Genomic DNA, 12,050 nt, shown 5'->3' on the forward strand with positions numbered 1-12,050 from the left:
CCCGTGCGTGGGGCGCCGCTCACTGCTCCGGCGCCGTGCCGTCTTCTTCCGTGCTCTCCTCGGGCGCGCTGGTCGCCTCGCCGTCGGCGGCGGGGGTCTCCACAGCCTCGTCCACCGAAGCTTCAGAAGCCTCCGAACCTTCCGAAACCTCGGAAGCATCCGCGGAGTCCTCGCCACCATTGGCGACGTCCGACCCCTCGTCCGCGTTGCGTGCGACCGCGAGAAGAGTCGTACCTTCCGCCAGATTCATCAGCCGCACGCCCTTGGTCTGGCGACCGGCCTTGCGCACGTCGCGCGCCGGCGTGCGGATGACCCCACCGCTCGAGGTGATGGCGAACAGCTCGTCGTCCTCGTCGACGATGAGTGCACCCACCAGCCTCCCACGTTTGGTGTCGTGCTGGATGGTCAGCACACCCTTGCCGCCGCGGCCCTGCACCGGGTAGTCCTCGATCGGCGTGCGCTTGGCGTACGCGCCGTCGGTCGCGACCAGCAGGAACTTGTCGGGCTTGACCACGCTGATGCCGAGCAGCTCGTCGCCGTCGTTGAACCGCATGCCGAGCACGCCGGACGTCGCGCGGCCCATCGGGCGCAGCGCCTCGTCGGTCGCGTGGAAGCGGATTGACTGGCCGCCGGCCGACACGAGCAGCAGGTCGTCCTCCGCCGCCGCCAGCACGGCGCCCACCAGCTCGTCGCCTTCCCGCAGGTTGACGGCGATGAGGCCGCCCGCGCGGTTGGAGTCGAAGTCGGTGAGCTTGGTCTTCTTCACGAGCCCCTTCTGCGTGGCCAGCACCAGGTACGGCGCCACCTCGTAGTTCGGGATCTCGATGACCTGGGCGATCTGCTCGTCCGGCTGGAACGCCATCAGGTTGGCCACGTGCTGGCCGCGCGCATTGCGGTTGGCCTCGGGCAGGTCGTACGCCTTCGTGCGGTAGACGCGGCCCTTGTTCGTGAAGAACAGGATCCAGTCGTGCGTGGAGCACACGAAGAAGTGCTGCACGATGTCGTCCTGCTTCAGCGTGGCGCCCTGCACGCCCTTACCGCCGCGCTTCTGCGAGCGGTACAGGTCGGTCTTCGTGCGCTTCGCGTAGCCGGTGCGCGTGATGGTGACCACCACGTCCTCGACCGCGATCAGGTCCTCGACCGACACCTCGCCGTCGAACGGGATGATCTTCGTGCGCCGGTCGTCGCCGTACTTGTCGACGATCTCCATGAGCTCGTCGCGGATGATCGCGCGCTGGCGCTCCGGCTTCTCGAGGATGTCCTTGAGGTCCGCGATCTCCAGCTCGATCTCGGCCAGGGTGTCGATGATGCGCTGACGCTCGAGGGCGGCCAGCCGGCGCAGCTGCATGTCGAGGATCGCCGTGGCCTGGATCTCGTCGATGTCGAGGAGCTCCATCAGGCCCGGCCGCGCCTCGTCGGCCGACGGCGAGCGCCGGATCAGGGCGATGACCTCGTCCAGCATGTCCAGGGCCTTGACCAGACCGCGCAAGATGTGCGCGCGCTCCTCGGCCTTCTGCAGGCGGAACTTGGTCCGCCGGACGATGACCTCGACCTGGTGCTTCACGTAGTGCCGGATCATCTGGTCGAGCCGCAGCGTGCGCGGCACGTCGTCCACGATCGCCAGCATGTTCACGCCGAAGTTCTGCTGCAGCTGGGTGTGCTTGAACAGGTTGTTCAGCACCACCTTCGCCACGGCGTCGCGCTTGAGCGTGATCACGATCCGCATGCCGGAGCGGCTGTTGGACTCGTCGGCGATGTCGGCGATGCCCGTGAGCTTGCCGTCGCGCACGAGGTGCGCGATGTTCTCGACGAGGTTGTCCGGGTTCACCTGGTACGGCAGCTCGGACACGACGAGCGTGGTGCGCCCCTTCGCGTCCTCCTCCACCTCGACGACCGCACGCATGCGCACGGACCCGCGGCCGGTGCGGTACGCGTCCTCGATCCCGGAGGTGCCGAGGATCATCGCCTTGGTCGGGAAGTCCGGACCCTTGATGCGCGTGAGCAGCGCCGCAAGCAGCTCGTCGTCGGACGCCTCGTAGTTCTCCAGCGCCCACACGACGCCGTCGGCGACTTCCCGCAGGTTGTGCGGCGGGATGTTGGTCGCCATGCCGACCGCGATGCCGGAACTGCCGTTGACCAGCAGGTTCGGGAACCGCGCCGGCAGCACGTTGGGCTCTTGCGTGCGGCCGTCGTAGTTGTCGCGGAAGTCGACGGTGTCCTCTTCGATGTCCGCCAGCATCTGCATCGCCAGCGGCGCGAGGCGCGACTCCGTGTACCGCATGGCGGCGGCGGGGTCGTTGCCCGGCGAACCGAAGTTGCCCTGCCCGTCGATGAGCGGGTAGCGCATCGACCACGGCTGGGCCAGGCGCACGAGAGCGTCGTAGATCGCCGAGTCACCGTGCGGGTGGTAGTTGCCCATGACGTCGCCGACGACGCGGGAGCACTTGTTGTACCCGCGGTCCGGCCGGAAACCGGAGTCGAACATCGAGTAGAGCACGCGCCGGTGCACCGGCTTGAGACCGTCGCGCACATCCGGCAGCGCCCGCGCCACGATCACGCTCATGGCGTAGTCGATGTAGGAACGCTGCATCTCCTGCTGGATGTCGACCGGCTCGATGCGGTCGTGCTCCGGCGGCAAGGTTTCCGTCATGGGTTCCTTCTCGGGGAAAGGTCTGGGCAGTCAGGGGGCAGCGGACGGCTACACGTCCAGGAAGCGCACGTCCTTGGCGTTGCGCGTGATGAACGAGCGCCGGGCCTCCACGTCCTCGCCCATGAGGACGGAGAACAGGTCGTCGGCCTGCGCGGCGTCGTCGAGGGTGACCTGGCCCAGCAGGCGGTTGGCCGGGTCCATCGTGGTCTCCCACAGCTCCTCGGCGTTCATCTCGCCGAGACCCTTGTAGCGCTGGATCGCGTCGTCCTTCGGCAGCCGGCGGCCGGCCTCGACACCCGCCTGGATCACGGCGTCGCGCTCCTTGTCGGAGTACGCGTACTCCGGGTCCTGGCGCGGCCACTTGATCTTGTACAGCGGCGGCCGCGAAAGGAACACGTGGCCGTGTTCGATCAGCGGGCTCATGAAGCGGAACAGCAGGGTGAGCAGCAGCGTGGTGATGTGCTGGCCGTCGACGTCGGCGTCGGCCATCAGCACGATCTTGTGGTAGCGCAGCTTCGAGAGGTCGAAGTCGTCGTGGATGCCGGTGCCCAGCGCCGTGATCAGCGACTGGACCTCGGTGTTCTTGAGGACGCGGTCGATGCGCGCCTTCTCCACATTGATGATCTTGCCCCGGATGGGCAAGATCGCTTGGTACATCGAGTCGCGGCCTTCCTTGGCCGAGCCGCCGGCCGAGTCGCCCTCCACGATGTAGAGCTCGCACTCGCCGGGGTCGTTGGAACGGCAGTCCTTGAGCTTGCCCGGCAGGCCGCCGATCTCCAGCGCGCCCTTGCGGCGCACCAGGTCCCGCGCCTTGCGGGCGGCCATGCGCGCCTGCGCCGAGGAGATCGACTTGTTGATGATCGTCTTCGCCTCGGTGGGGTTGCGCTCGAACCAGTCGGCCAGCCACTCGTTCGACTGCTGCTGCACGAACGTCTTGGCCTCGCTGTTGCCCAGCTTCGTCTTCGTCTGGCCCTCGAACTGCGGCTCGGAGAGCTTGATGGACACGATCGCGGCGAGACCCTCGCGCACGTCGTCACCCGTGAGGTTGGCGTCCTTCTCCTTGAGCAGCTTCTTGTCGCGCGCGTACGCGTTGACCACGCGCGTGAGCGCCGCGCGGAAACCCTCTTCGTGGGTGCCGCCCTCGTGCGTGTTGATCGTGTTGGCGAACGTGTACACCGACGGCGTGAACCCGTTGTTCCACTGCATCGCGACCTCGACCTCGAGGCCGGGGCCCTTCGCGTCGAACGAGATCACGCTCTCGTGGATCGGGTCCTTGCTGCCGTTGATGTGCTTGACGAAGTCCTCGAGCCCGCCGGGGTAGCAGTAGACCTTCTCCTTGACGCGGGCCTGCTTGCCCTCCGCGTCTTCCTCGGTCTCCTCGTCGGCCACGCGCTCGTCGCGCAGCGACAGGGTGAGGCCCTTGTTGAGGAACGCCATCTCCTGCAGCCGACGCGAGATCGTCTCGAAGTTGTACGTGGTGGTCTCGAAGATGTTCGAGTCGGCCCAGAAGGTGATCGTGGTGCCGGTGCCGTCGGCCGGGCCGAGGTCCTCCAGCGGTCCGGGGATCTGGTTGGTGTACTCCTGGCGCCAGCTGCGGCCGCCGACCTTGATCTCCGCGAGCAGCTTCGTCGACAGCGCGTTCACCACCGAGACGCCGACGCCGTGGAGGCCGCCGGACACCGCGTAGGAGTCGCTGTCGAACTTGCCGCCCGCGTGCAGGATGGTGAGCACGACCTCGAGGGTCGGCTTCTGCTCCTTGGGGTGCATGTCCACCGGAATGCCGCGGCCGTCGTCGACGACCCGGACGCCACCGTCGGCGAGGAGAGTAACCTCGACCTTGGTCGCGTAGCCGGCCATCGCCTCGTCCACGGAGTTGTCCACCACCTCCTGAACCAGGTGGTGGAGACCGCGCTCACCGGTGGAACCGATGTACATACCGGGGCGCTTGCGGACCGCTTCGAGGCCTTCGAGCACGGTGATGGACGACGCGTTGTACTCGCTCTTGTTCTCGGTCACCGGCGTTGTTTCTCCTCGTCTCGCCCGAGCAGACGCTCGCTACTCCTCCAGTGTACTTGCCCGCGCGCGCTGACATGCGGCAAGGACACCCCTCACTGCGTCACAGAGCCGCGAAATCGCTCGAAGGCGAGTCATCTCGTAGCTCGCGGGTTGTCAAGCGGTTCTCGGGGAACTCACCCGCCGCCGCGCAACCGGAGTCAGCCGTACGTGTCACGCGGCCCGCGGCCCGGCACGACCCGCGGTCCTTTCCGCCAGCTCGGTGCCGTCGGACCCTGGATCCGCATGCGCTTCACGACGCCGTTGCCGACCCCCGCGGCGATCTTCGCGATGAGCTTGCTCTGCAGCAGCCGCAGCTGCGTGGCCCACGCCGTGGAGCTCGCGCGGACGGTCAGCTCGCCGTCCTTGAGCGCCACCGGCTGGGCGTGTTCGGCGACGTCCTCGCCCACGAGCCGGGCCCACTGCCCGAACACGCGCGCGTTGGTCATCGTGTCCTGCCAGCCGCTGTCGGAGACCAGCCGCGAGACGAGCCGGCCGAGCGGCTGCGGGTCGCGCGCGTCGGCTCCGGGCCCTGACCAGCGACGACGGCGCGGGTTCTGGCCCCCGCCGCCCGTGATCCGGCCGTGGCGCAGGTTCGGCGGCGCACCGCGTTCCTTCGCCTTGGCCTTGGCGGCCTCCAACGCGGCGTGCGCCAGGTCCCGCCCGGAGTGCTTCCCGTTCGGCCCAGCGGACACGTCACGCTCGGTGCCGGAACCGGCTTGCCCACGTGGGTGATTCCCCGCTTGGGCGATGTCAAGGCCCTCATCAGGCCGTTTCGTCACGCGCGGCGATAACCCGTTCACGGGTTTATCCACACTGTCCACAGGTTTGTCCCCAGATCGGTGGGTAACTTCTGTGACCGCGGTCACCCGCCGTGGCCGACTTGATCTTGGGGCCGAGAACTCAGGCACGGTTGACCTCGCCATCAGCCACCACGAACCGGCTTCCGGCCAGCTCCGACGGCACGTCCTCGTCCACCGCCGCCGTGATGAGCACCTGCTCGGCACCCGCGGCGACCTCCGCGAGCCGCGCCCGCCGTTTGCGGTCGAGCTCGGCGAACACATCATCCAGCAGCAGCACCGGTTCGCCCGCTTCGCCACGCAGGAGCTCGTAACTGCCGAGCCGAAGTGCCAGCGCGAACGACCACGACTCGCCGTGGCTCGCGTAACCCTTCGCCGGCGCCTCGCCCAGGATCAGCTCCAGCTCGTCGCGGTGCGGGCCGACGAGACTGATGCCGCGCTCCAGCTCGTTGCGCCGGACGTCGGCCAGCGCCTTGAGCAGGAGCTCACGCAGCACTTCCGCGTCCGCCCGCTCGCCACCGGCCACGCCGTAGCCCGGTGGCAGCGCTTCGCCGAGCGACGACTTGTACGCGATCGACGCCGGCCGCGAGTCCGGCGCGACCCCCATGTACGCCTCCGCCGCGTGCGGCCCGAGGTCGGCGATGAGGTTCAGCCGCGCCGCCAGCAGCTGGGCGCCGGCCACCGACAGGTGGTCGTCCCAGACGTCGAGCGTCGAGAGCGCGTACGGGTCCTCCTTGCCGGTGCGGCGTTTGCCCGCGGTCTTGAGCAGGGCGTTGCGCTGCTTCAGCACCTTCTCGTAATCCGCGCGCACGCCCGCGTACCTGGGCGCGCGAAGCACGAGCAGCTCGTCCATGAACCGGCGGCGCTCGCTCGGGTCCCCGCGCACGAGCGCCAGGTCCTCCGGGGAGAACAGCACCGTGCGCAGGATCCCGAGCACGTCGCGCGGCTTGCCGACCGCGCCCCGGTTCACGCGGGCGCGGTTGGCCCGGCCGGCCGTGATCTCGAGCTCGACGGTGAGCTCGCGGTCGTCGTTGACCACGGCGACGCGCACGAGCGCGCGCTCGCACCCGTGCCGGATCAGCGGGGCGTCCGTCGCGACCCGGTGGGAACCCAGGGTCGCGACGTAGCCGATCGCCTCGAGCAGGTTCGTCTTCCCCCGGCCGTTCTGGCCGACGAGCACGACCGGCCCCGGTTCGAGGGCGAGGTCGGCTTGCGGCCAGGACCGGAAGTCGGTGACCTGGAGATGTCGCAGATACACGGGGTGGGGAGGCTAGCTCCCGGCCTTCTTCACAGCGTGGCCACCGAACTGGTTGCGCAGCGCGGCGACGGCGCGCATCGCCGCGGAGTCCTTCTGCCGCGAAGAGAACCGGGCGAACAGCGCGGCCGACAGCACCGGCGCGGGCACCGCGTTGTTCACGGCTTCCTCCAGCGTCCAGCGGCCCTCGCCCGAGTCTTCGACGTAACCCTCGAGGTCGTCGAGCTCCGGGTCCTCTTCCAGCGCGCGCACCAGCAGGTCGAGCAGCCAGGACCGCACGACGGTGCCGCGCTGCCAGCCCTTGATCACGGCGGGCACGTCCTTGACCACGTGCGCGGCCTCGAGCAGTTCGAAGCCCTCGGCGTAAGCCTGCATGATGCCGTACTCGATGCCGTTGTGGATCATCTTCGCGTAGTGGCCGGCGCCCACCGAGCCGGCGTGCGAGAAGCCTTCTTCCCGCGGGCCTTCCGGACGCAGCGTGTCGAAGATCGGCATCGCGCGGGCGACGTCGGACTCGGCGCCGCCGACCATGAGGCCGTAACCGTTGTCCTTGCCCCACACACCACCGGACACACCGCAGTCGAGGTAGCCGATGCCCTTGGCCGCCAGCAGGTCCGCGTTCAGCTTGTCGTCGGTGAACTTCGAGTTGCCGCCGTCGATCACGAGGTCGCCCTCGGACAGCGACTGGCTGAGCTCCACCACGGTCGCCCGCGTCGGGTCTCCGGCGGGGACCATGATCCAGACGATGCGCGGACCCTCCAGTTTGGACACCAGGTCGGCGAGCGACTCGGAGTCGCTGACGGCCGGGTTGCGGTCGTAGCCCACGACCTCGTGCCCGGCGGCACGCAGCCGCTCGCGCATGTTGAAGCCCATCTTGCCCAGGCCCACGAGACCGAGCTGAACCATGAGATCCCCTTAGGTAGGAACGAAAATCCGCGGTTGTGACGCGCCGGTCAGCCCGGGAGCCGGACCGGCATCAGCAGGTAGAGGTAACCGGGGACGACGTTGCCCTCGGCGTCGGCGGGCTTGATGAGCGCCGGCCGGTTGGGGGTGGTGAAGGTGAGCTCCGCGCGGTCGCTGTGCAGCGCGCCGAGCCCGTCGACGAGGTAGCCGGGGTTGAAGGCGATGGTGACCGGTTCGCCTTCGTAGTCGACCTGCAGCTCTTCTTCGGCGCTGCCCTCGTCGTCGCCGCCGGCGGAAAGCCGCAGCGATCCGTCGGCGAACTCCAGCCGCACCTGCGTGCCGCGTTCGGCGACCAGCGACACGCGCTTGATCGACTCGGCGAGCGCCGACACCTCGATCACGGCACGCGACGTGTGCGTCGCCGGCAGCAGCTGGCGGTAGGGCGGGAACTCCGCGTCGAGGAGGCGGGTGGTGGTGTAGCGGCCGTTGCCCGAGAGGCCGAGGAGGCCCTCGCCGCTGGCGAGCGCGAGGCGCACGGTGCTGCCGGCGCCGCCGAGCGTCTTCGCGGCCTCGGCGAGCGTGCGCGCGGGGACGAGCACCGCGGCGTCGGGCAGGCCTTCGGCCGGCTTCCACGTGAACTCGCGCATGGCGAGGCGGAAGCGGTCGGTGGCGACGAGCGTGAGGGTCTCGCCCGAGATCTCCAGGCGCATGCCGGTGAGCATCGGGAGCGTGTCGTCCTTGCCGGCGGCCGTGACGACCTGGGTCACGGCCTGGCCGAACGTGTCGCCGGTGAGCTCACCCGCGAAGGCGGGCTGCGACGGCAACTGCGGGTAGTCCTCGACGGGCATGGTCGGCAGGGAGAAGCGCGCGCTGCCGCACGTGATGGTGGCGCGGGCGCCGTCGACGGAGATCTCCACCGGCTGCGCGGGCAGCGCCTTCGTGATGTCGGCGAGGAGACGGCCGGAGACGAGGAGGCGGCCGCCGTCGGCGATCGTCGCGGGGACGCCCACCGTGGCGGAGACCTCGTAGTCGAAGCCGGACACCGTGAGGGCGTCGGACTCGCCGTCCGCACCCGCGTCGAGCAGCACACCGCCCAGCACCGGCACCGGAGGCCGGGACGGGAGGCTCCTGGCCACCCAGGCGACGGCGTCGGCAAGCCCGTCGCGCTCGACGCGGATCTTCATGCGCGCATCCTTTCGACAGCCGAGCCCCTCGGCTCGTGAAGGGTCGGTGGCTGGCGGTCCACGAGTACTGCGCCGAGTACGCCGCGACCGAGTCCCCACCGGGCCGGCCCGTTTCGGCGTGCCGGGATCGGCGCACAGGAACGGACCAGGTGCAGGCATCCACGTTAGGCCGTCGCCGGGGGTCCCGTCACCTCGGCCTCCCCTTGACTTTGTCGACAAGGAGACAGGCTCGGCGGCTTGTCCCCAACTTCGTCCATCGCCTGTTTTTGTTTTGTTCTTTCTTTCAAAAGATCTAAGAGCAGTAGCAGTAATAGGGGCTGTGGGTTGTGTGGACAGAGCTCGTTCGCGCAGGTCGGCGGGTGCGTCGGCGTGTGGAGAGTCCTGGTGGTGGATCGGTGGATGGTTCGGGCGGTCCGTGGATGGTTTCGGGCCGGCCGCGATCCATCCACATCTCGGGCCGGTTGTCCCCATGGTTGTCCCCAGGTGTGAGGGGAGTTGTACCCAGGTTCTGTGGGTGCGGAAACGGGTCCGAATCGCCCTGGAGAGTGACGGGCTCCCGATGTGGATCACGTGTGGGCAACCTGTGGAATCCCCGTGGACAGCCCTGTGGAAAGTCTGTGGATTCCGTGTGGGCGGGATGTGGACCGTTTCGGCGTCGGTGCAGCTGACGGATCCGCTGGAGTTGTGCACAAACTGCGCACAGGGTGGGGAAAACTGCTTGTGTATCAATGGGTTTGGGGATGGCTGCGTACGCGCACGTACGTGGGCGACGGCACACGCCGCTTGCTTCGCTGCTTCGCCTGTGTACGGATGCTTCGTCCACGTTGGACCCGTGGCGTTGTGGAAGGCATTGTGTGGTAAGAGAAATCGGGCTCGCGGTGGGTGATGGGGCGAGCGCGTGGGGTGCGGTGTGGATGTCGCTGTGGACGGATGGCGGCCTCGGTGCCGAGCCTCAGCGTCGGACTGCGAGCGTCGGACTGCGAGCGTCACCGGGGGGCCTGTCGCGGCCGCCTATATAAAAGGAGGGCGCCGCCCGTAGGCGACGCCCTCCTGGTGAAGCTCCGAAGCTACTGCCGAGCCCGCTGCTTGATCCGCGACGTGAGCTCCTGCACCTGGTCGTAGATGCGCCGGCGCTCGGCCATCTCCTTGCGGATCTTCTTGTCCGCGTGCATCACGGTCGTGTGGTCGCGGCCGCCGAACGTCTGCCCGATCTTCGGCAGCGACATGTCGGTGAGCTCGCGGCACAGGTACATCGCGATCTGGCGCGCCGTGGCGAGCGCCTTCGTCTTGCCCGGCCCGCAGAGGTCGTCGAGCGTGACGTCGAAGAACTCCGCGGTGACGCCCATGATCGTCGGCGCGGTGATCTCCGGCGCGTGCGAGTCGGGGATCAGGTCGCGCAGCACGATCTCGGCGAGCCCGACGTCCACGGCCTGCTGGTTGAGCGACGCGAACGCGGTCACGCGGATCAGCGCACCCTCGAGCTCGCGGATGTTCGCCTCCACGCGGGAGGCGATGAACTCCAGCACCTCACCCGGCACCGCCAGCCGGTCCTGCGCGGCCTTCTTGCGCAGGATGGCGATGCGGGTTTCGAGCTCGGGCGGCTGGATGTCGGTGATCAGGCCCCACTCGAACCGCGTCCGCAGCCGGTCCTCCAGCGTTTCGAGGCGCTTGGGCGGGCGGTCGGAGCTGACGACGATCTGCTTGTTCGCGTTGTGGAGGGTGTTGAAGGTGTGGAAGAACTCTTCCTGCGTACCTTCTTTGCCTTCCAGGAACTGGATGTCGTCGACGAGCAGGATGTCGATGTCGCGGTAACGCCGCTGGAAGGCGACCTTGCGGTCGTCTCGCAGCGAGTTGATGAAGTCGTTGGTGAACTCTTCGGTCGAGACGTAGCGCACGCGCATGCCGGGGAACAGCCGTTGCGCGTAGTGGCCCACGGCGTGCAGCAGGTGCGTCTTGCCGAGCCCGGACTCACCCCAGATGAACAGCGGGTTGTACGCGCGGGCCGGCGCCTCGGCCACGGCCACCGCGGCCGCGTGGGCGAACCGGTTGGAAGCGCCGATCACGAACGTGTCGAACGTGTACTTCTCGTTGAGCTTCGTCTTCGACGTCTGCGGCTGCGCGGGCGCGGTGTAGGGCTGCCCGGCGATCGGCTGGCCGGAGAACGTCGGCCAGATCTCGTGGACGGCGGCGAGAGCTTCGCCTTCCTCGTCCACTTCTTCGTTCGGGTCGTCGGACTCCTCGAGCGGAGCCGGCTGCGGCACCGGGCGCTGGCGCGGCGGCTCGGGCCGGGCGGCGCGCGCGGCGGCCATGGAGGCTCCGTCGATCGGCGGGCGCTGCTGCGCGACGGACCCGTTGTCGAGGCGGCCGTTCTCAAGCCGGCCGTGGTCCGGCCGGCCGTTCTCGACGTGCGTGGGGTCGAGGTGCCCGGATTCCAGGTGCCCGTTGTCGGCGCGGCCGTTGTCGGGGTGCCCGTTTTCCACCCGAGGGGGTGAGGGCACGTATCGCGGCGCGGGCGCGATGGCCTCGGCGCTGTCGACCTTCACGGCGAGCGACACGGCGCGGCCGAGCCGGCGCGAGAGGGCGTCGGTGATCGCGCCCCGCAGCGCGCGTTCGATCGCTTCCTTCGCGAAGTCGCTGGGGGCAGCCAGCAAGGCGGTGCCGTCGAGCAGGCCGATGGGCCTCGTCACCCGCATCCAGGCTCGTTGCTGCGGCGAGAGGGTGCCGTCGGACAGCTCCCGCACCACCTGCTCCCAGATGACGCCCAGATTGTGCTGGTGCTCGGACACCTGTCTGGCTCCCCTCCCCTCGTCGGCGTGAACGGCGGAATCACCCCAAGCACGCCCGTGAAACACTCCCCTGGACGTCATCTTGGACCGACCTGCGCGCGGGCACAGCGAATATCCACATAGTTGTCCACAGCTGTGCACTAATGTACGGCTGCCCGCAGCCACGCCACCTGCGGGCTCGGCGTTCGCCGTGGGCGCCTCCACACCCCGGTGGCGATACCGCCGCTCGCCTCGAGACCGGGCGACCCGGAAGAGGCAACCTAACAAGCCTCGCCCGCTGCCACAAGCCGTCGTCGGGCGCAAGCATTTCACGGTGTACGGCGTGTTGCCATTCGGTGCCCCGGCGTGGGGGAAGGCGAGGTCGAGGGCCGGTCGCCGAGCGTGGCGGAGGGGGTGCCTACACGGCTCCCGACCGGGGTG

7 protein-coding genes are annotated in these 12,050 nt (G+C 68.8%); all 7 read right to left on the bottom strand.

The window, feature by feature from the left end; genetic code table 11:
• Positions 1 to 19 precede the first annotated feature (19 nt).
• The gene (gyrA, locus tag ACFY1H_RS01780) at positions 20 to 2,650 is read right to left on the bottom strand and encodes a DNA gyrase subunit A (protein ID WP_366589859.1); all 2,631 of its coding nucleotides are present in this window, start codon (positions 2,648 to 2,650) and stop codon (positions 20 to 22) included.
• Positions 2,651 to 2,698: 48 nt separating this feature from the next.
• Positions 2,699 to 4,666: a DNA topoisomerase (ATP-hydrolyzing) subunit B gene (gene gyrB / locus ACFY1H_RS01785; protein ID WP_366589861.1), complete on the bottom strand. Its 1,968-nt coding sequence runs from the start codon at positions 4,664 to 4,666 to the stop codon at positions 2,699 to 2,701.
• Between the two features lie 197 nt (positions 4,667 to 4,863).
• A complete protein-coding gene (locus ACFY1H_RS01790; protein WP_386943910.1) occupies positions 4,864 to 5,397 on the bottom strand; it encodes a DciA family protein in 534 nt (177 codons plus the stop codon).
• A gap of 208 nt (positions 5,398 to 5,605) precedes the next feature.
• Complete coding sequence (gene recF, locus ACFY1H_RS01795) at positions 5,606 to 6,760, bottom strand: DNA replication/repair protein RecF (RefSeq protein ID WP_386943912.1); 1,155 nt, start codon at positions 6,758 to 6,760, stop codon at positions 5,606 to 5,608.
• 12 nt (positions 6,761 to 6,772) lie between these two features.
• On the bottom strand, positions 6,773 to 7,663 hold the full coding sequence (gnd, locus tag ACFY1H_RS01800; RefSeq protein ID WP_366589863.1) for a phosphogluconate dehydrogenase (NAD(+)-dependent, decarboxylating): 891 nt from the start codon (positions 7,661 to 7,663) through the stop codon (positions 6,773 to 6,775).
• Between the two features lie 47 nt (positions 7,664 to 7,710).
• Positions 7,711 to 8,844, bottom strand: a complete 1,134-nt coding sequence (gene dnaN, locus ACFY1H_RS01805; protein WP_285971339.1) for a DNA polymerase III subunit beta — start codon at positions 8,842 to 8,844, stop codon at positions 7,711 to 7,713.
• A gap of 1,067 nt (positions 8,845 to 9,911) precedes the next feature.
• Entirely contained in the window at positions 9,912 to 11,630 is a 1,719-nt protein-coding gene (gene dnaA / locus ACFY1H_RS01810) for a chromosomal replication initiator protein DnaA (RefSeq protein ID WP_386943915.1), read from the bottom strand.
• Positions 11,631 to 12,050 lie beyond the last annotated feature (420 nt).

The organism is Amycolatopsis sp. NPDC001319, assembly GCF_042896185.1.
Lineage (GTDB): Bacteria > Actinomycetota > Actinomycetes > Mycobacteriales > Pseudonocardiaceae > Amycolatopsis.

Coding starts and splice junctions, on each gene's coding strand:
- gnd (WP_366589863.1), bottom strand. CDS start 7,663: ATGGTTCAGCTCGGTCTCGTGGGCCTGGGCAAGATGGGCTTCAACATG.
- dnaN (WP_285971339.1), bottom strand. CDS start 8,844: ATGAAGATCCGCGTCGAGCGCGACGGGCTTGCCGACGCCGTCGCCTGG.
- gyrA (WP_366589859.1), bottom strand. CDS start 2,650: ATGACGGAAACCTTGCCGCCGGAGCACGACCGCATCGAGCCGGTCGAC.